A 23,808-nucleotide genomic window follows, 5' to 3' on the forward strand; every position below is an offset into this window, starting at 1 on the left:
TGCTAGCTTGCCGACATGAAAACCGTTACCGTTTCCGCTGGGCTGGCGGTGGTGCTGGCGGTCGGCCTGGCCGGCTGCGCCACCGCCAGCCCCACCGACAGCGCCGGCACCGCCACCACCCCGGCGGCCGACGCCGTCGAGATCACCAACTGCGGCACCACGCTGACCGTCGCCGCACCGCCGCGCCGGGCCCTCGCCATGGAGCAGAACGCCACCGAGATCCTGCTCAGCCTCGGCCTGGCCGACAGCATGATCGGCACCAGCTACCAGACCGACCCGGTGCTGCCCGAACTCGCCGACGACTACGCGGCCGTACCGGTCCTCGCCGACCTCTACCCCAACCGCGAAGCCGTCCTCGACGCCGCGCCCGACTTCGTCTACTCCACCTTCACCTCCGCGTACGGCCCGGAGGCCGCCGGCCCGCGCGCCGACCTGGCCGCCCTCGACGTGCCCGCCTACCTGTCCCGCTTCGCCTGCGAGGACCCCGCCACCGGCGAGACCACGGTCGACTTCGACGGCATCTTCGCCGAGATCACCGAGATCGCCACCATCTTCGGCGTCACCGAGCGGGGTGAGGCACTCGTCGCCGACCAGCGCGGCCGGCTCGACGCCGCCATCGCGGAGGCCACCGCACCGGCCGACACCAGCCTGCTCTGGTACTACTCCGGCACCGCCACCCCGTACGTCGCCGGCTCCGGCGGCCTGCCCGACGCGATCAGCACCCGACTCGGCGTCACCAACGCCTACGGTGACGCCGAACAGACCTGGCCGGCCGGCAGCTGGGAGGAGATCGCCGCCCGCAACCCCGACGTCATCGTCCTGGCCGACCTGACCCGGGGTGGTGACGGCGACAGCGCCCAGGCGAAGATCGACTACCTGCGGAGCAACCCGACCACCGCCGAACTCGACGCCGTCAAGGCCGGCCGGTTCATCACCGTCTCCGGATCGTCGATGGACCCGTCCGTACGCAGCGTCACCGCCGTCGAAGCGGTCGCCGCCGGCCTCGCCCAGCTCACCGACTCCTGAGGAAGCAACCCGATGACCGACCTGATGACCGACCAGCTCACCCCGGCCGACGCCCGTCGACTGCTCGACCTGTGGGACACCCAACAGGAGGCGTACGTCGCCCACCGGGAGAACCGATTCCAGGCGATGCGCGACGTGCTGCGCCTGCACCTCGGCGACCGGCCGGCGACCGTACTCGACCTGGCCTGCGGACCCGGCGCCCTCACCGACCGGGTGCTCACCGAACTGCCCGCCGCCCGCTGCGTCGCCGTCGACTACGACCCGATGCTGCTGCGCATCGCCGCCGCCGCGCTCACCGACCACGGCGACCGCGCCGACGTACGCGACCTCGACCTGGTCGCCGACGACTGGGCCGACCGGCTCGGCGTCGACACCGTCGACGCGGTGGTCAGCTCCACCGCCCTGCACTGGCTCTCCCCGGCGCAACTGCTCGCCGTCTACACCGCCGCCGCCCGGCTGCTGCGCCCCGGCGGAATCCTGCTCAACGCCGACCACCTGCGGTTCGGCCCCGAGCAGCCGACCCTGGCGACGCTGGCCCAGCGGCACGACGAGCAGACCCAGCAGGACGGGTTCGCCGCCGGGGCGCTGCGCTACGACGCCTGGCACACCGAGGCGGCGCAGGTCCCCGCACTCGCCGCGCTGACCGCCGAGCGGCAGCGGCGCTTCGCCGACCGGCCGCAGCAGCCGGACTCGCCGCTGCAGTTCCACCTCGCCGCGCTGCGTACCGCCGGCTTCACCGAGGTCGGCACCATCTGGCAGTACCTCGACGACTACGTGGTCTTCGCCCGCCGATGACCATCGCGCCGCCACGGCCGAGTCCCACCCGGGTGCGGGCGGCACGGGGTGCCCGCACCCGAGGGCCGGTCCTCGCCCTGGCCCTGGCCGTCCTGGCCCTGAGCATCGCCGCCGCGACCACGATCGGCACCGCCGACCTGACCGTCGCCGACGTGTTCCGCACCCACGCCGTCCACCTCGGACTCCCGGTCACCGGGCTGCCGCCGTTGGCCGACAGCATCGTGTGGAACCTGCGTACCCCCAGGGTCCTGCTCGCCGGCCTGGTCGGCGGCGGCCTCGCGGTCTGCGGCGCGGTCCTGCAGGCGTTGACCCGCAACCCGCTGGCCGACCCGTACCTGCTGGGCATCTCCGCCGGGGCGTCGACCGGCGCGGTGTCGGTGCTGGTCTTCGGCCTCGGCGTCGGCACCGCCGCGCTCACCGGCGGCGCGTTCGTCGGCGCCGTCGCCGCGTTCGCCGCCGCCCTGGCCATGGCCGGCCGGCGCTGGACCGAACCGTCCCGGATCCTGCTCGCCGGGGTCGCCGTCGGCCAACTCTTCGCCGCCGTCACCAGCCTGATCGTCGTCTCGGCCGCCTCACCGCAGCAGACCCGGGGCGTCACCTTCTGGCTGCTCGGTTCGCTGACCATGGCCAGCTGGCCGTCGGTGGCGCTGGCCGCCGCGGTCACCGCCGTCGCGGTCGGAATCTGCTGGGCCGCCACCCCGGCGCTCGACGCGTTCACCTACGGCACCGACGTCGCCCAGTCCCTCGGCTTCGCCCCGGCGAAGGTCCGGGCGGCCCTGTTCACCACCACGGCGCTGCTGGCGGCGGTCCTCGTCGCGGCCAGCGGCGCGATCGGCTTCGTCGGGTTGACCGTGCCGCACGCCGCCCGGTTCCTGGTCGGCTCCCGGCACCGGATCCTGCTGCCCACCTGCGCGATCATCGGCGCCACCTTCCTGATCTGGGCCGACACCGCCGCCCGTACCGTCTTCGCGCCGCAGGAGGTGCCCGTCGGGGTGGTCACCGCCCTGCTCGGGGTGCCGGCGTTCGCGCTGCTTATCCGCCGTCGGCAGGCGCGGGCATGAGACTGCGCGCCGAGAAGATCAGCTGGGCGGTACGCGGTACGCCGCTGCTCGCCGACGTCACCCTCGACGCCGCACCCGGCACCCTCGTCGGGCTACTCGGCCCCAACGGCTCCGGCAAGTCCAGCCTGCTGCGGGTGCTCGCCGGGCTGCAGCGGCCGGACACCGGGCGGGTGCTGCTCGACGGCGTCGACGCGACGACCGTCCCACGCCGGGCGCTGGCCCGTACGTTGGCACTGGTCAGCCAGCACACGGCGGCCGACGTGGACATGTCGGTACGTGACGTACTGCTGCTGGCCCGGATCCCGCACCGGCCGCTGCTCGCCGCGACCACGGCGGCGGAGGTCGCCGCCGCCGAGCAGGCCCTGGCCGACGCCGGACTGCCCGGCTTCGCCGACCGCCGCTGGTCGTCGCTGTCCGGCGGGGAACGTCAGCGGGTCGACATCACCCGGGCCCTGCTGCAGCAACCTCGGCTGCTGCTGCTCGACGAACCCACCAACCACCTGGACATCCGCCACCAGCTGGAGCTGCTGCACCGGCTGGCGGCCGGACCGACGACCGTGATAGCGGCCCTGCACGACATCAACCTGGCGGCCCGGTTCTGCGATCAGATCGTGCTGCTGCACGCTGGCCGGGTGGTGGCCGCCGGCCCACCGGATCAGGTGCTGACGCCGGCCCGGATCGGCGCGGTGTACGACGTACACGCCCAGGTCGACGACGACCCGGACGGCCGCCCGTACGTCCACCTGCGACACATCATCCAGGGGTGATGCCGCCGCCCCGGCCGGCCGGGGCGGTCCCGCTACGATGCCGCGAGGTCGGCCCGCGCCGCTGGGCCGTGCTGTCCGCTGGGCCGTGCTTGCGGTGTGACCGTTGTTGCCGGCGTCGCCGTCGATTCTGAAGGAGCCACCTGTGCCCACCCGTCCGCTGATCGTCCGCACCGACGACCTGGAGTTCGAGCCGTGCGTGGTGCGCACCGACTTCTCCGACGAGGCGGCCTGGCAGCAGGTGCTGCGCCGGTGCAACGACAACCCGGACTTCCCCACCGGCATCAACCCGGCGGCCATCGTCGACGACCCTGCCTTCGACGGCGCCACGATCGAGGAGATCCGGGCGGCGGTCGCGGCCGACGAGGGCCTGCCGGTCTTCTTTGTCGCCGACGCCGTGACCATGCGTGGTGAGCAGCCGCTGCTCGCCGTCCAGGTCGACGACGATGACGACGAGCTCGATGATGACGATGACGACGAGCTCGACGACGACGAGGATTATGACGACGACGCAGTGGAGTCGTCCGCAGGTCAGCCGTTCCGCCTGCTTCCGGAGCAGGTCCTCAGCGTGCACGGCAACCTGGCACTGGCCAACATGGACTTCGACGAGTTCGGCCCCGGCGCTGCCGACCCGACCACGTACATCCACCGTGGATTCTAGTGACCCAGTGTTGCGCTGACCTGCAACGTCGTTCACATGTTCATTGACAGTCAAGTATCCGCCCCGTAGCGTCACAGTCCACTCAGCTTCAAGGTCTCGCACGGGGGAGGACCGAATGGCAGTGGGTCGATGGCGCGCGTCCAGGCACGCACCACGGCGGACCGCGGTCATCACCGCGGTGGCGGTGCTGCTGGCCGTGACCGCCACAGTCTCCGTCGAGGATCCGGGGCGGTTCGACGCGCTGGCCGCCGCCGACCACACCGAGGAAGGCCGGGCCCTGCTGGCCGCCCGCGACAGCGGTGAACCGGTCCGCGTCGACGGCCAGACCACCGAGACCACCGAGGTCTGGGCCTGACCGGACGGACAACTGGAGGCCCGGATCTCCGCCGACGTTGTCCGGGTCCGCCGGGACGACGGCTGGGTGCCCGTCGACCTGCGCCTGCGGCGGGCCACCGACGGCACGGTCACCCCCGCCGCGCACCCGAACGACCTGCGGATCTCCGGTGCCCGCCCGGCCGGCACCCACGTACTGGCCGCCGTCGGCCACGGTGCCGCCCGGGTCGCGATGAGCTGGACCGGCGTCCTGCCGGAGCCGCAGCTGGATGGGGCCGTCGCCACCTACCGGGACGTGCTGCCGGACGTCGACCTGGTGGTGCGGGCCACCCGGATCGGCTTCGAACAACTGCTCGTGGTCGCCGACCGGGCAGCGGCCGACCGGGTCCGCGACGTCAGCCTCGCCCTCACCGGACCGGGCATCGCCGGGCACACCCACGACGAACTCGGCGGCGTCACCCTCACCGGTGCCGACGGCGTGACCCTGGCCACCGTACCGGCCCCGGCGATGTGGGACGCCCAGACGACCCCGGCCGGTACGCCGGCCCGTACCGCCCCGATCGACACCACCGTCACCGCCCGCCCCGACGGCGTCGACCTGCGGTTGCGGCCCGACACCGACTGGCTGGACGCACCCGACACCGTCTACCCGGTGACTCTCGACCCGACGGTCAACCCGCTGTCGACCACCTTCGACGGGTACGTGCAGGAGGGCGTCACCACCGACCGGAGCGGCACCACCGACCTGCAGATCGGGCTGCTCGCCACCAGCCCGCCGACGATCACCCGGTCGTTCGTCACGTGGAACGCGGCGGTGCTCGCCGGGAAGCAGATCAACTCGGCGACCGTCTACTTCTGGAACTGGTGGTCGCACTCCTGCACGCCGAAGGCCTGGGAGGTCTGGTCCACCGGTGCGGCCAGCACCGCGACCCGCTGGACGAACCAGCCGCAGTGGCTGCACCACGAGGCGACCTCCACGATGACCAAGGGCTACAACGCCAGCTGCGACGACGGCTGGTTGACGATCAGCGGCACCGCGTTCTTCCAACGGGCGGCGACCGCGGGGGCGAGCCAGGCCCACATGGGCATCCGGGCCACCGACGAAACCGACGTCGCCACCTTCAAGCAGTTCCGCTCCCGGGAGCACACGACCTCCGCCCATGTGCCGTACGCGTCGGTCACCTACAACGCGTGGCCGACGGTGACTGCCCGGTCGACGGTGCCGGTTACCGCCTGCGTCACCGGTTCGGGCCGACCGCTGGTCGACACGCTCACCCCGCAGCTGCGGGCCAGCGTCGCCGACGGCGACGGTACGGCGATGTCGGTCGAGTTCGAATGGTGGATGGTCGGTGCCTCGGCCCGTCTCGGCGGCCAGACCGTCGCCAACGTCGCCTCCGGCGCGACGGCGAGCGTCACCGTACCCGCCGGGGCGTTCCTCGACGGCGGCCGATACCAGTGGCGGGTGCGCGCCAACGACGGAGTCGCCGGTAGCGCCGTCTGGTCCAGCTTCTGCGAGATGACCGTCTACGTGACCGCGCCACCGGTCGACGGCTGCGTCGGCGGGGCCGCCAACGACTACAACGGTGACGGCGTGTCGGACGTTGCGATCGCCGACCCGGAAGCGACCGTCGCCGGGCAGGCCAAGGCCGGCCAGGTGCACGTGCGATACGCCGGCACCGGCACCGTCGACACCTTGCACGAGAACAATGCCCAGGTGGCCGGTGCAGCCGAGGCCGGCGACCAGTTCGGTACGGCGTTGGCCAGCTACGACGTCAACCATGACGGCTGCACCGACCTGGCGGTCGGGGTGCCGTACGAGGATCTGGACGGCAAGGCCGACGTGGGAGTCGTCTACGTACTGCTCGGTTCGCCGACCGGGCTCGCGACCGGGCCGGCGTCGCTGGTCTACCACCAGAGCCAGGCGGCGTTCCCGGAGACCGCCGAGGCCGGCGACTGGTTCGGCTTCTCCCTCGCGGCCGGGCACACCGCCGCCGGTGCGGCGTACCTGCTGATCGGCGCACCCGGCGAGGACGTCGGCACCGCCGTGGACACCGGCGTCGTGCACTACCTGCGCGGCACCGCGAACATCCTGCTCAGCCAGGGCGGCGGCGGCATCGTCGGGGACCTGGAGAACGACGACATGACCGGGTACGCCGTCGCCGCCTCACCACACCATCTGGCGGTCGGCGCCCCGGGCGAGGCGATCGGCACCGAGGTGTTCGCCGGCGGCGTCAACGTCTTCAGCCACCAGTTCACCTCGGGCCGGCCGACGCTGGTCGCCGTACTCGACCAGAACCGGGCCAACGTCTGGGGCACCTCGACCGCCAACGACACCTTCGGCAAGTCACTGTCGATGGTGGAGTACCGGGCGGTCGGGGCTCCGGCCGGCGGCACCGACTCGTTCCTTGCCGTCGGCGTGCCCGGCAAGGAGTACGGCGCGGCCGGCATCGCCGACACCGGCGTCGTCCAACGGTTCCACATCACCGACAGCGGGTTCACCGAGCTGCCGGTGCTGGCCCAGCACATCGTCGGCATCCCCAGCGGCGACGAGGAGGGCGACTACTTCGGCGAACGGGTCCACCTGGTCAACCTCGCCCCCGGATCGGCCGCGACCGCGCAGAACCTGCTGCTCGCCGTCGGTGCCCCCGGCGAGGACACCGGCCCGGCCGCCGACGCCGGCGTGGTGCGGGTGTTCGGCGCGGCGGCGGACCCGGTCAGCGGCTACGCCACGGTCGAGCGTGGTGCCACCGCCCTGCCCGGTACGCCGGTCGCCCAGGAACTCATCGGGGTGTCGATCTCCGGCAGCCCGACGCACCTGCACGTGGCCAGCCCGTACTCCGACCGGGCGGTCTACGCGATCGAGTGGTCGACGCTGGCCGCCGGGTCGGCGACCCCGCAGCACGTGTGGCGGGCCGGCGAGGGCGGTTTCCCGGCCGCAGCGGTCGCCTTCGGCGCGGCGGCGAACTGATGGTCGGCAACGGACGAAACGGCAGCACGGGGGAGGGCAGTGACGTGATCGGTGGCAGACGGACGATGCGTCGGCGGCGCGGGCTCGGGTTCGGCCTCGGGCTGGCCGGGTTGCTGGCCGGGTACGCGGTCGTGACCGGACCGGCGGTGGCCGCCCCGGACCAGGCGCGGCAGCAGACCGAGCCGGCCCCGGCGACCGACGCTGCGGCAGCGGAGACAGCCGAATCGGTGCACGTGGCGGCGACGGACGGCACGGAACCGGTGCGGCAGACCGAGGCCGAGGCGGTCGCCCACGCGGTCGACACCGGCGAGCGTGTCGAGATCGGCGCATTTCAGGGCGAGTCGAGCCAGACGTTTGCCAACCCGGACGGCACGCTCACCTCGGTGCAGCACGCCCAACCGTTCCGGGTGGTCCGGGACGGGCGTTGGGTGCCGACCGACCCGAACCTGGTCGCCGCCGCCGACGGCAGCATCGTCCCCCGGGCCGCCGCGCTCGGCATCCGGCTCTCCGGCGGCGACGTCGCCAGCGGCGACGAGACCCCGCTGGTACGGGTGGACCGCGCCGGCCGCAGCCTGGCCCTCGACTGGCCGGGCCCGCTACCGGCGCCGACCGTCGACGGCGACCAGGTCACCTACCCGGAGGTGCTGCCCGGCGTCGACCTGGTGGTCGACGTCGGCGTGACCGGGTTCTCACACGTCCTGGTGGTCAAGACTCCCGAGGCGGCCCAGCAGTCGGAGCTGGCTGAGCTGCAGTTCGACCTGGCCACGACCGGGTTGACCGTGCAGGACAGTGCCGACGGTGGGCTCGCCGCCGTCGACACGACGTCCGGTGCGCCGGTGCTGGAGGCCGCCGCCCCGGTGATGTGGGACTCGGGCGAGCCGGGCGCGGCACCGCAGGGCCGGGCCGCCACCGACGCCACGGCACCCGACGCGGCCGCCGTCGTCAGCGACCCGGCCGAGGCCGCGCCACCCGGCGCCAGCCTCGCCCCGGTGGACTGGCGGATCGACGGTGACCAGCTGACTCTGGTGCCGGACCAGGCGATGCTCACCGACCCGGCGACCCGCTGGCCGGTCTACATCGACCCGATCTGGCAGGACACCCGCAACAGTGCCTGGGCGATGGTCGCCAGCGGATACCCCAACCAGGAGTACTGGAAGTTCTCCGGCACCGAGGGCGTCGGCGACTGCCCGGTGAGCTCCGGGCAGTGCAACGACGTCGGGGTCAAGCGGATCTACTACGCGTTGCCGACGCCGTACTCGGGGCGGACCATCCTGAGCGCCGAGTTCCGGGTCACGATGACCCACACGTACAACTCGACTGCCAAGAACGTCTCGCTGTACCGTGCCGGCTCGGGGATCAGCTCCGGCACGAACTGGAACAACAAGCCGGCGCTGAGCGTGCTGCAGCAGACGAAGGCACCGACCGCGAAGCAGAGCTCCTGCACGTCGACCAACCAGAACGTCGGTTTCACCGCCACGGCGGCGGTGCGGGAAGCCGTGACGAGGGGCTGGTCGACGACCACGTTCGGACTCGCCGCCACCAACGAGAGCGACCAGACGGCGTTCAAGCGGTTCTGCGGAAACGCGATCCTGTCGGTGCACTACAACCGGACGCCGACCCAGCCGAAGCGGGCGGACCTGACCATGTCGCCGGGTGGGGTCTGCGTCACCGGCACCAACCGCCCGTACGTCGACACCCCGCCGACGCTGTTCATGGTGCTGCGCGACCCGGACCACAGCTCGGCGCACACCGAGCAGGTCCGTGGCGAGATCCTCTACTACTGGTACGACGCGGCCGGCACCCGGGTGAACCGCTACTTCACCACCGGGTGGAAGGCCAGCGGATCCCGCTTCCAGTACACCCTGCCGTCGAACATCCCGCAGAACACCCCGATCACCTGGGAGGTGCGCACCGGCGACTCGCACGCCTGGAGCAAGTGGAGCTGGGAGGCGGACGCGCACGCGAACTGCCAGTTCGTCTACGACTCCACCGCGCCGGCCGCGCCGGACATCGACTCGCCGGAGTACCTGCCGCTCGACGCCGGTGAGCACACCAGCGCCTGCGTCGAGGACGATCAGCACCGGGGCGGGGTCGGCATCTACGGCACCTTCACCTTCGACTCGGCCTCCACCGACACCGTCCGCTACCTGTACGGGTTCAACACCAACCCGTTGCCGGACAATGTCCTGGTGCCGAGCACCCCCGGCGGGCCGGTGTCGCTGCGCTGGATGCCGGTCGACGACGGCCCGAACCTCGTGACGGTGCAGGCGGTCGACCAGTCCGGCCTGCGGTCGGCGATTGCCTCGTGCCTGTTCTTCCTCCCGACCCGGCTGGCCGTCGGCGAGTGGGGGCTCGGCGAGACGGTCGGTGCCGCGACTGCCGAGGACGCCCGGGGCAACCACCCGGCGACCGCCGGAGCCGGGGTGACGTTCGGGGTGTCCGGGCCGGGCTGCGGCGACTCAGGCCCCCAGTGCCAGTTCGACCGGGCCATCCGGTTCACCGGTGACGCCGCCGACAGCTACCTGGCGACTACCAGTTCGGCGCTGGTCGACACGTCGACCGGGTTCGGAGCCAGCGCCTGGGTGCGGCTCACCGACGACACCGCCGACCGGGTCGCGATCAGTCAGGACGGCAGTGGCGAGCCCGGTTTCACCCTCGGCTTCGATGCTGGCACAAGTGGGAATTCGCGATCCCGTCGACGGACGTGCTGTCGCTGGGCGGCTGGTCGGTGACCAGCACCGCCCCGGCGATCCGCAACGAGTGGACGCACCTGGCGGCGGCGTACGATCCGCACCTGAAGACGATGACTCTGTACGTCAACGGGGACGTCCAACCGACGGCGCAGCGCCGGTCGGCCTGGAAGTCCCGGGGCGCGGTGCAGATCGGTCGGGCGTACGCCCGCAGCGGACACACCGCAGGCTGGGCCGGTGAACTGGCCGACATCGCCGTCTTCGACCGGGTGCTCGTACCCCGCGAGGTGAGCGTGCTGTCCACCCTGCGGCCGATCCGCCTCGGCTACTGGCCGCTGGACGACGTCTCCGACGACCGCAGCCCCGCCTACGACGAGGACGGCCAGGAGCTGCTGCTGGAAGGCGATGCACACCTCTACGCACCGGATGTCGACGCGGATCCGTTCGCCGAGCCGCCACTGGTCGGCGGCGGACATCTGGTGCTCGACGGGGTCGACGACCGGGCCCGCACCGACGCGCCGGTGGCGGTGACCGACGGCAGCTTCACCGTCGCCGCCCGGGTCCGACTGCCCAGCCCGACCTGCGGCGACCGGGACCAGGCAGTGCTCTCCCAGGCCGGCGTCGCGGCGAGCGGATTCGTGATCCGCTGCGGCAGCACCAACCGCTGGGAGCTGGTGCTGTCGCACAGCGATAACAACGACCCACAGACCACCCTGGTCTTCGATGGTGAACAGTTGCCGAGCGCCGACCAGTCCGGCCAGCACCTGGCGGTGGTCTACGACGCGTTCCGCAACGAGGTGCGGCTGTACGTCAACGGCATCGTCACCGCGACCGGGACCACGACGTACACCGCAGGTTGGCGGGCGAACGGGCCGCTGCAGGTGGGCCGAGCCCTGCACAACGGCACCTTCGGGCAGTACCTCGGCGGTGTCGTCGACGAGGTACGCGTCTACACCGGAGTCGCCGACGATACGACCATCCAACGGATGGCTGGCCGTAGTCCCGATCCGTACGTGTGATGCGCCGATTTCCCGCCTGCTTCGCCTTCTTCCCCCCTGGAGTGGTGATGAGTTCCCGGATTCTGGTTGCGACCCCGGCCCGCCGTCGACGGCTGACCGCCGGTGTCACCTGGGCAACGGCGGTCGTCGTCGCCGCCGGCCTGCTCCAGGGGGTGGACAGCCCGGCCCGGGCCGAGCCGTCCTCCGGGGCACCGCCCGTCCAGCAGCAGGACGAGCCGGCCCCGGACCGCCCGGCGGCTCCGGTGCCGCCCCGCGAGCCGAACCCGGTGGTGCAGGAGGCGCTGCGTACCGCACCGGAGGTTGCCTGGCCGGCGGCCGGGACGGTGGAGGTACCGGTGACGCCGGTGGCCAGCCCGGCATGTGCCGCGGGCCGGGCGGCCGGCACCGCACCGCCGAACAAGGTGCGGGTGCAGACCCTCGACCGCGCGGTGTCGACGAAAGCGAAGGTCGACGGACCGGTCACCCGGATCGGACGGGCCGCCGGCGAGACCGGTGCCGGCACCGTCCGGTTGGCGTTGAGCTACGCCGGGATCGCCGACGCGTACGGCGGAGACTTCGGTGCCCGGTTGCGGCTGGTCCGGTTGCCCGAGTGCGCCTTGACCACGCCGGACGCGCCGACGTGCGCGCCGGAGCCGGTGCCGGCGGTCAACAACGCGGAAGCGGACACCCTCACCGCCACGATCGATGTCGGTGCCGGCACGGCGTTGTTCGCGATGGTCGCCTCGGAGGCTTCCGCGCAGGGCAGTTTCGGCGCGACCGAGTTCGCGCCGTCGTCGAAGTGGAACGTGTCGCCGTCGTCGGGTGCGTTCAACTGGTCGTACCCGATGCGGGTGCCGCCGGTGCCGGGCGGGCTGGCCCCGTCGGTGGTGCTCGGCTACAACTCGCAGGCCACCGACGGGCGGACCGCAACCACCAACAACCAGGGCTCCTGGCTGGGCGAGGGCTTCAGCTACGAGCCCGGGTACGTGGAACGCCGCTACAACACCTGCCTCGACGACGGCCGCGACGGCATGGGCGACCTGTGCTGGGCGTTCGACAACGCCGTCCTGATGCTCAACGGCCGGTCCAGCACCCTGGTGCGTACCGGAGACACCTGGCGGTTCGCCAACGACGACGGGTCGAAGATCGAACGGTCCGACGGCCCGGTCGACGGTGCCGTCAACGGTGACAACGATGGTGAGTTCTGGAAGGTCACCACGATCGACGGCACCGAGCACTACTTCGGGCTCAACCGGCTGTACGGCTGGGCGTCCGGCAACGCGGAGACCAACTCGGTGTGGACGGTGCCGGTCTTCGGCGACGACGTCAACGAACCGTGTTACAACGCCACCCTGGCGAACGCCTGGTGCCACCAGGCGTGGCGATGGAACCTCGACTACGTCAAGGACCGGCACGGCAACGTCACCTCGTACTTCTACGAGCGGGAGACGAACCACTACGCCCTGCGGGCGCAGACCAGCGTCAACGGCACCGCGTACCACCGGGTGGCTGGCTCAAGCGGATCGACTACGGCCAGCGGCACAACGCCGTCTACTCCAGCCCGGCGGCGGCCCGGGTGGCCTTCACCGACGCCGAACGGTGCATCCCGGATGGCAGCATCACCTGCGCACCGGGCCAGCTCAACAACACCACCGCGAACGCCTGGCCGGACGTGCCGTGGGACCGCAACTGCGCCGCAGGCACCAACTGCACGGTCAGCCAGTCGTCGCCCAGCTTCTGGACCCGTAAGCGGGTCAGCCAGATCACCACCGAGATCCGTACCGCCAGTGGTTGGACGCCGGTCGACTCGTGGAACCTGACCCACCTGTTCACCAACAACTCCGACGGCAGCCGCTCACTGTGGCTGCACAAGATCGACCACCAGGGCCGGTACGGTGGCGGCACGCCGTTGACCGTGCCATCGGTCGAGCTTGGCGCACTGCAACTGGCCAACCGGATCGACATCCCCAACGACAACATCGCCCCGCTGATCCGGCCCCGACTCATCACCGTCTACACCGACTCCGGCGGTCAGGTCGACGTCACGTACGAAACCCCGGACTGCTCGGCGAACTCGTTGCCGACCGCCGGCAACAGCACCCGCCGCTGCTATCCGGTTAAGTGGTCGCCCGGCGGCGAGGCGAACCCGATCACCGACTGGTTCCACAAATATGTCGTCAAGTCGGTGAGCGAATCCGACCGGACGAACGTCGAGCCCGGCACCGCCCTGGCTCCGGACATGGTGACCAGCTACGAGTACCTGGGTGACGCGGCCTGGCGGCACTCCGATCCGGACGGCATCGGTGACACCAAGTTCCTCACCTGGAACCAGTGGCGCGGCTACGAGAAGGTCCGGGTCCGCCGCGGCAACGGTGTCACCTTCACCACCCGCACCGAGCACACCTACCTGCGCGGCATGCACGGCGACAAGCACCCGGCCGGTGGCACCCGCACGGTCACCCGTACCGATTCGGTCGGCACCTCCTACACCGACCACGACGAACTCGCCGGCTTCGAGATCGAGACCGCCGTCTACGACGGCTCCCAGGTCAGCAGCAAGTCGGTGACCAGCCCGTGGCGGTACGAGACCGCCAGTCACACCCGGCCGGGCGGCACCGACCGGGCGTTCTTCGTCAAACCGCAGGTCAGCCGAGGCTTCACGGCCCTGGCCGCCGGCGGTTGGCGGGAAACCAAATCGGTCACCACCTACGACCCGGCGTCGGGCAGCTACACCGACCCGGTCGGCCGGGTCACCCAGGTCGAGGATCTCGGCGACGTCAGCACGCCCGCCGACGACCGGTGCACCCGGACCACCTACGCCGACAACCACAACCTGCGGCTGCGGACCCTGGTCGCCCGGGAGGAGACCGGCTCGGTCGCCTGCTCGGTCGCCAACCCGAACCGAGCCACCCAACTGCTGACCGACAACCGGACCTCGTACGACGGCCAGGTGTACGGGGCAACGCCGACCAAGGGCAACGCCACCCGGATCGAGAAGCTCGGCAGCCACACCGGCTCCGCCGCCAGCTATGTCACCGTCGGCGAAGGCACCTTCGACGATTACGGTCGGCCGCTGACGGCCCAGGACGGCTCCGGCGCGGTCACCAACATCGCCTACACCGAGACCAACGGGTTGACCACCCGCAAGATGGAGACCGGGCCGCAGATCCGGGTCGGCACCGCCGACACCCGGTTCATCGCGACCACCGACTACCACCCAGCGTGGGGGCAGCCGGTCACCCAGATCGACTGGAACGGCAAGCGCACCGACGTCGAGTACGACAAGCTCGGTCGTGCCGTCCGGGTCTGGCTGCCACACCGTCCAAGAACGACTTACCCGAATAGCCCACGCATTCAATACACCTACCGGAACCAGGACAACGCGCCGGTCTCGGTGAAGACCGAGCGGCGTGACAACGCCGGAAACTGGGTGACTCCCGAGTACACCATCTACGACGGATTCCTTCGCCCCCGACAGATCCAGGTCCCTGGACCGGACGGTGGACGGCTCGTCTCGGAGACCTTCTACACCGCCACCGGCAAGGTGGCGAAGTTCAACGACAAGTTCCACGCCGCCGGTGCCCCGTCAGCAACACTGTTGAAGACGGTCAACGGCGACGTCGACCTGCAGACGGTGTACGAGTACGACGACCTCGACCGAGTCGAGCACACCATCACTCAGGTCGCCGGCCAGGAGAAGTGGCGGACCGTCACCACGTACGGCGGGGACCGGGTGCATGTCGACCCGCCGACGGGCGGTACCCCGACCACCACCATCACCGACGCCCGTGGGCAGGTCGTCGAGCTACAGCAGTACCACGGTGCCGGGCCGAGTGGCAGCTCAGACCGCACCACTTACACCTACACCCCGGCCGGCCAGCAGGCCAGCGTTACCGACCCGGCCGGCAACGTGTGGACCTACGAGTACGACCAGCGGGGCCGCAAGATCGAAGCGGTCGACCCGGACAGCGGGACCAGCACCTTCACCTACAACGACTACGACCAGCTGACCTCGACCACGGACGGCCGTGGTGTCACACTGAGCCACACCTACGATGTGCTCGGCCGCAAGACCGGCACCTACCAGGGCTCGGTCGAGACTGGCACCAAGCTGGCCGAATGGGCATACGACTCCGTCGCGAAGGGACAGCTCTACGTCGCCACCCGCATCGTCGCTGGCGGACACAAGTACCACACAATCTACCTCAGCCGAGACGATTTCTACCGCGTAAAGCAGGTAAACTACTCTATTCCAGCTGCCGACACGCATTCCGACCTGGGTGGCACGGTTTCCTTTACCACTGAATACAATCCTGATGGCACCGTCGCAACTACGGGATTCCCAGAAAAAGGTGGACTTCCCGGCGAAAGTATCACCTACGAGGCTTATTCAGCAGGGCCTCGATAGCCCACAGTGGACCCCCTGATAAATGAGACGGCCCGCCCTCCCATAGGATGGAGTTACCACACAACAACCAAAGAAAAGCGGACCGCCGAACATGTATCATACCACCGGCTTCACGACCGATCAGATCCGCGACCTCTGCGTGCTGGTCCGCGCCGAATGCCGGAACCTGGGCATGGAACCGTGGCCACCGATCCTCGGCCTCTACCGCGCCCTCGTGGTCACGTTGACCTACATGCGGCGCAACCGCGTCCAAGCGGAGATCGCCGAGGCGCACGGCGTCTCCCAGTCGACGATCTCACGGGCGGTCACCGCCATCACCCCGGTCCTCGACCGCGTGCTGGCGGGGTTCGTGCCGACCGCCGACGAGCTCGACCCGACCGTCCAGTACATCGTCGGCGGCACCCTGTTCCCCTGCTGGTCATGGCGCACGGACCGCTGTCTGTACTCCGGCAAGCACAAGACCACGGGCATGAGCGTCCAGGTCGCCTGCACCCTCGACGGCGCGCTCGTCTGGGTCTCCGATCCCGTCACCGGCAACCACCACGACTCGTACGCGATCAACGACACCGGTGTTCTCGTCAGCCTGAATCCTGCAGGCTGGATCGGCGACAAGGGATACGTCGGCAACGGCATGATCACCCCGTACAAGAAGCCCAAGGGCGGCGAGCTCACAGAGTGGCAGAAGGAATACAACAGGCAGGTCAACAAGATCCGCTGGGTCGTCGAACAGGTCATCGCGAATCTGAAGACCTGGAGAATCCTGCACACCGACTACCGCAGACCGCTCGCGACCTTCACAGAAACGATCTCCTGTGCCATCGGGCTGCACTTCTACAGGATCGCCTGTGAATAGACCTCTACAACTACGACAATCTGCAGAGACTTACGCAGGTCGTCGGATACCAGGCGTATCTGGGCGGTGCCGATTACGCTCCGACCGGTGAGCTGCTGCGCGCGCGGGTCAGCGCTGGTAGCCGCCTGGTCTGGGGCGCTTACGAGTACGAGAAGGGCACTAAACGGCTTACCCGCTCGACTCTGAGCCGACAGGCGTTCCCGGGCGACAACCCAGCAACGCCGACCAGCGACATCGACCAGCACTACGAGTACGACGCTGCCGGTAACGTGCTGTCGATCGCCGATCGGCCGGGCTCCGGTGTGCGGGACATCCAGTGTTTCCAGTACGACTACCTGCGGCGGATGACGCGGGCGTGGAGCACGGCGACGACCGCGAGTGATCCGTGTGCGGGTGGTCCGGGCACCAGTGGGGTGGGCGGTCCGGCGCCGTACCACCATTCGTACGAGTACGACCTGGCCGGTAACCGGTTGAGCGAGACGATCCACGCCGCTGGCGGGGCGGACGAGGTGGAGCGGACGTATTCGTATCCGCAGCCGGGTCAGGCGCAGCCGCACACGTTGTCGCAGGTGGTCGAGGAGACCTCGGCCGGTGACCGGTTGTACTCGTACGAGTACGACGCGGCGGGCAATACGACGAAGCGGGTCCGGGTCGGTGAGGAGCAGGACCTGGTCTGGAACGCCGAGGGCCGGCTGGAGTCGGTGACCGAGGACGGGAAGACCACCAGTTTCGTGTACGACGCCGATGGCGGTCGGTTGGTCCGGAAGGATCCGGATTCGATCACGGTGTATCTGCCGAACATGGAGTTGAAGCTGAACCGCTCCAATTCGGTGGTCGATGGAACGCGGTACTACCCGGTCGGTGGTCAGCTGACCGTGGTGCGGACGGTCGCTGGTGTGCAGGTGCAGGCGGCGGATCATCACGGGTCCGGGCAGGCTGCGGTGGACGGGGCGACGGGGCAGATCAGGCATCGTCGGATGGCGCCGTTCGGCACTGCGCGGGGTATCCAGCCGGGGACCGGTCAGTGGTTGGGTGAGAAGGGCTTCGTTGGTGGTACGGAGGATGTGTCGACGGGGTTGACGCATCTGGGTGCGCGGGAGTATGACCCGCAGACTGGTCGGTTCATTTCGGTGGATCCGATTATTGATGTGGGTGATCCACAGCAGATGCACGGGTACGCGTATGGGAACAATTCGCCGGTGTCGTTTACGGATCCGGATGGTTTGCGGCCGTTGGCGACGGGTGGTGGTGCGGAGGAGGACGCGTACTGGCAGTCGCGTGGTGAGCAGTTGGTGTACTCGATGTCGTCGAACCGGTGGACGGTGGTGCCGCGGCCGTCGCGGCCGCCGGTGCCGCCGGAGGTGGTGCAGGCGCGTCGGGATGTGGAGGAGGCGAAGCAGGTCGTTGTCGCGGTGGCGAAGGAGCTCGGCCAGATTTTGATGGACGAGTTGGGGATCACCGATGCGGTGGATTGTTTCATCAACGGTGACCTGGGTGCTTGTGCGATGACGGCGTTGAACGTGGTGTTGACGGCGGTGGGTGGTGCGGCGGGGAAGTTGTTGGCGCGGTATGGGTTGAAGCCGTGGAAGTTGAAGGAGCTCGGGGACCGGTTGTGGAACCTGGGCGGGAAGCTCAAGGACGCGGTCGGTACGTTTTTCTCCAGCCGGAGGAAGCTGGACGGTGCTGAGGCGGCGGCGCCTGGTTGCAACAGTTTCGTGCCGGGCACGTTGGTGTTGCTGGCTGATGGTTCGTCGAAGCCGATCGAGGATCTCGAGGTCGGGGATCTGGTGGTGGCGTCTGATCCGGAGTCTGGTGAGACGGCGGCGAAGGCGGTGGTCGCCACGATCGTCGGGCACGGGGTCAAGGATCTTGTCGAGATCACGGTCGACACCGACGGTGACCGGGGGGACGCCGAGGGGGTGCTGGTCGCGACCGACGGTCATCCGTTCTGGGTGCCGGAGGTGGGCGAGTGGCTCGACGCCGCCGAGTTGGCGGCCGGGCAGTGGCTGCGAACCTCCGCCGGTACGTGGGTCCAGGTCACCGCCGTACGTCAGTGGTCCGAGACCCGTACGGTCCACAACCTCACCATCGACGACATCCACACCTATCATGTACTCACCGGTGAGACTCCGGTCCTCGTCCACAATACAAGTGTCGGGGCCTGCCCAGTGAATGGGCTGCCTCACGGTGCAATGGGTGAGGCCGCGAGTTACCGTAGGATGTTGGCGGATGGATTCACGAACATTGAGAGCCAAGTTCGGTTCTTGAATGGGAACGGCGATGTCTTTATCGCCGACTTCGTTGGCAAAGACAAGAGTGGGGCATGGGTTGCTGTGGAGGCCAAGACGGGTCGAGGCGCTACAATTAGTCCGGCACAGCAGACCGGCTACAGCGGTTGAATAGCCGGGGTCTGTTGGGCGGTTCGGGTCTGGTTGATCACAGGCGGCGTGTCGGCGTGACCATCGATGACGGCCGGTCTATGCCGGAGGTATGAGGTACGCCGATAGTGGTGGTCTGTCCGCCGGCGGGCGGGCCAAGCGGGAAGAGATACGGATGCAGGCGGCGCGGATGTTCGCCGCCGGTGTCCCCGCGACCGAGGTCGCAGCCCGGCTGCGGGTATCGACGAAATCGGCCTACCAGTGGCGGCGCCGCTGGCAGACCGGCGGGATGACCGCCCTCGCCTCGACCGGACCCGGCGGAACCACCTGCCGGCTCGCACCCGACCAGCTCCTGCGACTACGCGCCGAGCTCGACCTCGGACCAGCCGAACACGGCTGGAGCGAGGACCAACGCTGGACCCTCGCCCGGGTCGCCACGCTCATCGGCCGGCTGTTCCACACCTCCTACACCCTGCGCGGGGTGTCCTACCTGCTGCACCGCATCGGCTACACCCCGCAGGTCCCGAAGCACCGGGCAGTCCAACGCGACGCCGACGCCATCGCCGCCTGGCGGGCCACGACCTGGGCCAAGGTACGAGGCTAGCGGCGGCGACCGGGGCGTGGATCGTCTTCGAGGACGAGGCCGGACAGACCCTGCGACCACCCCGGGCCACCACCTGGGCCCGCAGAGGACACACACCCGTCGTGCGGGTCAACGCCAAGGGCTCAGGCCGGGTCTCCATCGCCGGCCTGGTCTGCCTCAAACCCGGCCGGCGCGGCCACGTCTTCTACCGGCTCCGTGTGCACCGCAACCGCACCGGTGAACGCCGCAGCCTCTCCGAGGACGACTACGCCGCCCTGATCACCGCCGCGCACCACCAACTCCACGCCCCGATCATCCTGATCTGGGACGGGGTCAACACCCACACCAGCACCACGATGCGTCGCCTGACCGCCGCCCGTCACCGGTGGCTGACCGTGGTCCAGCTACCCGCGTACGCCCCGGACCTCAACCCCGTCGAGAGTCTGTGGTCGACAGTGAAAGCCGGCCTGGGCAACCTCGCCGTCGACGGCGTGGACCACCTCGCCGCGGTCATCCGCAACCGGCTCAAACGCATCCAGTACCGGCCAGAGCTGATACCCGGCTTCCTCGCCCAGACCGGACTCACACTCGAACCGGAACCACCATGACAACTACAGACCCCAGCTATTCAACCGCTGTATCCTGAGCTGGAGTCGACTGGTGCGGTTGTAGATACGACTAAATTGTCGGCGCACGGCATACCCAAGGGGGCAAGGGTGACAATGGGTGTCCAGTTTGATATCTGGAAGTGTCCTGCATGCGGATCCTAGTGGAAGCGTTTAAGCGTGGCGTCGGCCAAATGCTCGCTCAATCGGGCTGGGTCGAGGCATCTTTCGGCGACGAAGAGTATATTGTTTTTGAGATGCGGAAGTGCGGTGGTCTGAGCTTCCTGGTAGGGTTCGATCTTTCAGTTAGAGAATATGGCCTTTCCTTAAATCCTTCTGTTGGAATCCGCCATGACCAAATTTCACCCCTAATCGGTGAGCTCTACGGACTTTCTGACGGCGGCTGGCTCGTTGGCGCAACCCTGGCCGACCTATTCGATGCAGAAGGGCGCGAAGGAGGCCTGCTTCCGCGCTGGGTTGTGCTTCCCGGCGACAGAATCGACATGGTTGTCGACTTGGTCAAGTCGGATCTGGATGCGCATGCGGTTCCTTACCTGGAGGCATACGAAGATATTCGCGATGTCGCTCGTGAGATTCGGACAAAGAAGGCGAGCACACATTTTGACTTAGGTCGCTTGGCCGTCATAGATGCCGAGTGTGGTGATCTGAGATCGGCGTCGGAGGATGTTCGAAAACTCGAAAGTCTTATTCGCAAGGAGCCGCCTTTCGTTGTTGAGCAAATTGAAACCTTCATAAATAATTTTAGAATGCGGTATGGGTGCTAATTTGTCCAAGTGGTATTCATTTGAAGTTGGTGATCCGGAACTTGGGTCTATTGGTGCCGAGGAGGCCCTGGCTTTGGATTCCAGATCGCAGACTTGATTGAAGCTAGCGCTATGACGTCGAGATCGTAGCCGTCCTGGTGGAGTGCGACGGCACAACTCATTCGTAGAATTGCATTATTCCTTGTGGTCGGTTGGTCCGGAAGGATTCAGATTCGATCACGGTGGAGCAATGGGATGATGAACTCCGAGAGCTCTTGGATTAAGAATGACTGAACGTGTCGACTCGGGGGAGAAGAGGTTTCGGGTCGCATTTGACCTCCCACCTGAGGATGGCTCATGGGCTCCGTTCAAGACCGAGCGGCTGTGGGCTGCAAAAACCCAGGTCAAGCTCCATCTTCGGGTCCAGAACACTCCCTTCTACATTCGGGGTATCTCGTATGGGGACATCATTCTCGTGCGTCCAGACGGCGAGCGTCGGGAGATCGTTTTCGATAAGCTGGTCGAGGAATCTGGTAACTCGACAGTGCGCTTGCTGTTCAAAGGAAGCGGAGGGAAAGCTGCAGGCTGAACGATTGCTGACTGAGTTTGAATGTCCATGGGAGATCGGTGCTAAAGACTACGTCGCCGTAGACATCGCTCCGACGATCGACTATTCGATTCTTAGGCCAAGACTGATCCGGCTGAAGGATGAGGGCTTGATTGGTGTCCAAGAAAGCTCCATCTCAACACTTCATCAGGCACAGCTCCCCGCGTTCCCTTAGTTGGCGGAAGGTCGTGAGGAAATACCATTCAGTTCATGGCGTTTGGGCTGTCAGCGTAGGTGTGCTTGGTCGGGTAGGCTGTCATGCCGCTGTAGGTGAAGATGTCGGTCGAAGTAGCCGTAGCAGTTATCTATTGACAGTGATGCGATCGTTTCGTAGGGTAGCGATCCACTCGACTTCGAGGTCTGGCACGGGGGAGGACCGAATGACAGTAGACCCTTGCGCGCCCGCGCGCGGGCTGCAGCAGCTGGCGGTGCTGATCGCGATGGTGCTCGGCGTCCACGCCGTCGCCGCAGCTCCGGCGGTGGCCGGCCCGACCGGGCACGACACTGCGACGTCGAGCAACGTCGCCGCGCCGATCGCGCCGGACATCGACTCGCCGGAGTACCTGCCGCTCGACGCCGACGAGCACACCAGCGCCTGCGCCCAGGACTTCGAGCATCGCGGGGCGATCGGCGTCTACGGCACCTTCACCTTCCACTCGCCGTCCCCTCAGGTCGTCAAGTACCTGTACGGCTTCGGTACCACCCCGTTGCCGGACAACGTCCTGGTGCCGGCGAGCGTTGGCGCGCCAGTGTCGGTGCGCTGGATGCCGGACGGTGACGGGCCGAACCTCGTCACCGTGCAGGCGGTCGACGCCGACGGGTGGCGTTCGCCGATCGCATCCTGCCTGTTCTCCGTACCGACCCGGCTCGCCGCCGGCGAGTGGCCGCTCGACGACCCGGCCGGTGCCACGTCGGCGGCGGCCGCGCGCGGCACCCACCCGGCGGCTGCCGGCAGCGGCGTCACGTTCGGCGTACCCGGGTCGGAGTGCGCCGACCTGGGCGCGCAGTGCCAGCTCGGCCGGGCGGCCCGGCTCACCGGCGACGCGGCCACCAGCTATCTGGCGACCAGCAGTTCCGGCCTGATCGACACGTCGACCGGGTTCGGTGCCAGCGTCTGGGTGCGGCTGACCGCGACTCGGTCGACCGGGTCGCGGTCAGTCAGGACGGCTCCGATGCTCCCGGCTTCACCCTCGGCTTCGACGCCGACAGCGGCCGCTGGGCGTTCGAGATCGCCGCATCGGACTCGCCCGCACCGTCGGTGTGGTCGGTGACCAGCACCGCGCCGGTCGTACTCGGCGAGTGGACCCACCTGGCTGCCGCGTACGACCCGGAGCTGACGACGATGACGTTGTACGTCCACGGTGACGAACAGCCGGTGGCGCTGCGTCAGTCGGTGTGGGCGTCGCAGGGCGCGGTGCAGATCGGTCGCGCTGTCACCGGCAGCGGCTACACAGCAGGCTGGGCCGGGGACCTCGCCGACGTCGCGGTCTTCGATCGCGTACTGGTCTCCCACGAGGTGCGGGAGCTGTCGGCCCGGCCGCCGACCTCGCTCGGCTACTGGCCGTTGGACGAGGCCACCGACGGCAACAGCCCGGAATACGGCGTCGGTGTGGACCTGCGGTTGCACGGCGACTCGCACCTGTACGCCCCGGACCTGGACGAGGACCCGTTCGCTGAGTCTCCGCTGGTCGGCGACGGGCATCTGGTGCTCGACGGAGTCGACGACTGGGCCGAGACCGACGGGCCGATCGCGGTGACCGATCGCAGCTTCACCATCGGTGTACGGGTGCGGCTGACCGTACCGGGCTGCGGTGCCACCGACCAGGCGGTGCTGTCCCAGGCCGGCGTCACCGCCAGCGGCTTCGTCATCCGCTGCAGCGCCGCGTCGAACCGGTGGGAGCTGGTCCTGCCACATCAGGACACCATCGACCCGGCGACGACAGTCGTGCACGACGACTGGACGTACCCGGCAGCGGATTCCGTCGGGCAGCACCTGGCGGTGGTCTACGACTCGGTGCGCCACGAGGTGCGGCTCTACGTCGACGGTCAGCTCTCCGCGACGGGCACTGCTGCGTACACGGCCGGTTGGCGGGCGGACGGCGGCCTGCAGGTGGGCCGGGCGTTGCACAACGGGAGCTTCGGCCAGTACCTCACGGGCGTCGTCGACGAGGTCCGGGTGTATGCGGGGGCCGCCGACGAGATGATGATCGCCGAGATGGCAGGGATGGCGGGTGGCCCGATCGGGTGACCGTTCGCTGAGCGCGGCCTGCGTACCCGGGACAGGGCGCGGGCCGCGCTCAGTGCACGGGGCGGT

Annotated in this window: 17 protein-coding genes; all 17 read left to right on the forward strand. The window is 68.8% G+C overall.

Going from position 1 to position 23,808, the window contains the following annotated elements; all coding sequences use genetic code 11:
* The first annotated feature begins 15 nt into the window (after positions 1-15).
* The 17 genes from O7608_RS06660 (at position 16) to O7608_RS06745 (ending at position 23,742) form a co-directional block, all read left to right on the forward strand.
* Positions 16-1,026, forward strand: coding sequence for an ABC transporter substrate-binding protein (locus O7608_RS06660; protein ID WP_289209132.1), 1,011 nt, complete (start codon positions 16-18; stop codon positions 1,024-1,026).
* Between the two features lie 12 nt (positions 1,027-1,038).
* Positions 1,039-1,821: a class I SAM-dependent methyltransferase gene (locus O7608_RS06665; RefSeq protein WP_289209133.1), complete on the forward strand. Its 783-nt coding sequence runs from the start codon at positions 1,039-1,041 to the stop codon at positions 1,819-1,821.
* On the forward strand, positions 1,818-2,882 hold the full coding sequence (locus tag O7608_RS06670) for a FecCD family ABC transporter permease (RefSeq protein WP_289209134.1): 1,065 nt from the start codon (positions 1,818-1,820) through the stop codon (positions 2,880-2,882). Before O7608_RS06665 ends, O7608_RS06670 begins: the two co-directional genes overlap by 4 nt.
* On the forward strand, positions 2,879-3,649 hold the full coding sequence (locus tag O7608_RS06675; RefSeq protein WP_289209135.1) for an ABC transporter ATP-binding protein: 771 nt from the start codon (positions 2,879-2,881) through the stop codon (positions 3,647-3,649). Before O7608_RS06670 ends, O7608_RS06675 begins: the two co-directional genes overlap by 4 nt.
* Before the next feature lie 142 nt (positions 3,650-3,791).
* Positions 3,792-4,307: a DUF6924 domain-containing protein gene (locus O7608_RS06680; protein WP_289209136.1), complete on the forward strand. Its 516-nt coding sequence runs from the start codon at positions 3,792-3,794 to the stop codon at positions 4,305-4,307.
* Between the two features lie 115 nt (positions 4,308-4,422).
* Positions 4,423-4,662 (forward strand): hypothetical protein, encoded by a 240-nt coding sequence (locus tag O7608_RS06685; protein ID WP_289209137.1) that lies wholly within the window; start codon positions 4,423-4,425, stop codon positions 4,660-4,662.
* Positions 4,663-4,872: 210 nt separating this feature from the next.
* Entirely contained in the window at positions 4,873-7,608 is a 2,736-nt protein-coding gene (locus tag O7608_RS06690; RefSeq protein WP_502959208.1) for a hypothetical protein, read from the forward strand.
* A gap of 44 nt (positions 7,609-7,652) precedes the next feature.
* On the forward strand, positions 7,653-10,340 hold the full coding sequence (locus O7608_RS06695) for a DNRLRE domain-containing protein (protein WP_289209139.1): 2,688 nt from the start codon (positions 7,653-7,655) through the stop codon (positions 10,338-10,340).
* On the forward strand, positions 10,313-11,317 hold the full coding sequence (locus O7608_RS06700; protein ID WP_289209140.1) for a LamG-like jellyroll fold domain-containing protein: 1,005 nt from the start codon (positions 10,313-10,315) through the stop codon (positions 11,315-11,317). Before O7608_RS06695 ends, O7608_RS06700 begins: the two co-directional genes overlap by 28 nt.
* 1,555 nt (positions 11,318-12,872) lie before the next feature.
* Positions 12,873-15,704, forward strand: coding sequence for an RHS repeat domain-containing protein (locus O7608_RS32115; protein WP_502959180.1), 2,832 nt, complete (start codon positions 12,873-12,875; stop codon positions 15,702-15,704).
* Positions 15,705-15,795: 91 nt separating this feature from the next.
* Positions 15,796-16,557: a transposase family protein gene (locus O7608_RS06715; protein ID WP_289209142.1), complete on the forward strand. Its 762-nt coding sequence runs from the start codon at positions 15,796-15,798 to the stop codon at positions 16,555-16,557.
* Between the two features lie 470 nt (positions 16,558-17,027).
* A complete protein-coding gene (locus O7608_RS06720) occupies positions 17,028-18,956 on the forward strand; it encodes a polymorphic toxin-type HINT domain-containing protein (protein WP_289209143.1) in 1,929 nt (642 codons plus the stop codon).
* A gap of 91 nt (positions 18,957-19,047) precedes the next feature.
* Positions 19,048-19,539 (forward strand): winged helix-turn-helix domain-containing protein, encoded by a 492-nt coding sequence (locus tag O7608_RS06725; protein ID WP_289208595.1) that lies wholly within the window; start codon positions 19,048-19,050, stop codon positions 19,537-19,539.
* A 20-nt stretch (positions 19,540-19,559) separates the two neighbouring features.
* Entirely contained in the window at positions 19,560-20,126 is a 567-nt protein-coding gene (locus tag O7608_RS06730; protein ID WP_289210768.1) for a transposase, read from the forward strand.
* Between the two features lie 149 nt (positions 20,127-20,275).
* Positions 20,276-20,908, forward strand: a complete 633-nt coding sequence (locus tag O7608_RS06735) for a hypothetical protein (RefSeq protein WP_289209144.1) — start codon at positions 20,276-20,278, stop codon at positions 20,906-20,908.
* Positions 20,909-21,173: 265 nt separating this feature from the next.
* On the forward strand, positions 21,174-21,476 hold the full coding sequence (locus tag O7608_RS06740; protein WP_289209145.1) for a DUF4265 domain-containing protein: 303 nt from the start codon (positions 21,174-21,176) through the stop codon (positions 21,474-21,476).
* A gap of 1,024 nt (positions 21,477-22,500) precedes the next feature.
* Positions 22,501-23,742: a LamG domain-containing protein gene (locus tag O7608_RS06745; protein WP_289209146.1), complete on the forward strand. Its 1,242-nt coding sequence runs from the start codon at positions 22,501-22,503 to the stop codon at positions 23,740-23,742.
* Positions 23,743-23,808 lie beyond the last annotated feature (66 nt).

The organism is Solwaraspora sp. WMMA2056 (assembly GCF_030345095.1).
Lineage (GTDB): Bacteria > Actinomycetota > Actinomycetes > Mycobacteriales > Micromonosporaceae > Micromonospora_E.

Bases quoted from the DNA above. Each gene is read 5' to 3' on its own strand.
- O7608_RS06735 (WP_289209144.1), top strand. From the start codon at position 20,276: ATGCGGATCCTAGTGGAAGCGTTTAAGCGTGGCGTCGGCCAAATGCTC.
- O7608_RS06715 (WP_289209142.1), top strand. From the start codon at position 15,796: ATGTATCATACCACCGGCTTCACGACCGATCAGATCCGCGACCTCTGC.
- O7608_RS06740 (WP_289209145.1), top strand. From the start codon at position 21,174: ATGACTGAACGTGTCGACTCGGGGGAGAAGAGGTTTCGGGTCGCATTT.
- O7608_RS06685 (WP_289209137.1), top strand. From the start codon at position 4,423: ATGGCAGTGGGTCGATGGCGCGCGTCCAGGCACGCACCACGGCGGACC.
- O7608_RS06690 (WP_502959208.1), top strand. From the start codon at position 4,873: ATGAGCTGGACCGGCGTCCTGCCGGAGCCGCAGCTGGATGGGGCCGTC.
- O7608_RS06660 (WP_289209132.1), top strand. From the start codon at position 16: ATGAAAACCGTTACCGTTTCCGCTGGGCTGGCGGTGGTGCTGGCGGTC.
- O7608_RS06725 (WP_289208595.1), top strand. From the start codon at position 19,048: ATGAGGTACGCCGATAGTGGTGGTCTGTCCGCCGGCGGGCGGGCCAAG.
- O7608_RS06675 (WP_289209135.1), top strand. From the start codon at position 2,879: ATGAGACTGCGCGCCGAGAAGATCAGCTGGGCGGTACGCGGTACGCCG.
- O7608_RS06665 (WP_289209133.1), top strand. From the start codon at position 1,039: ATGACCGACCTGATGACCGACCAGCTCACCCCGGCCGACGCCCGTCGA.
- O7608_RS06670 (WP_289209134.1), top strand. From the start codon at position 1,818: ATGACCATCGCGCCGCCACGGCCGAGTCCCACCCGGGTGCGGGCGGCA.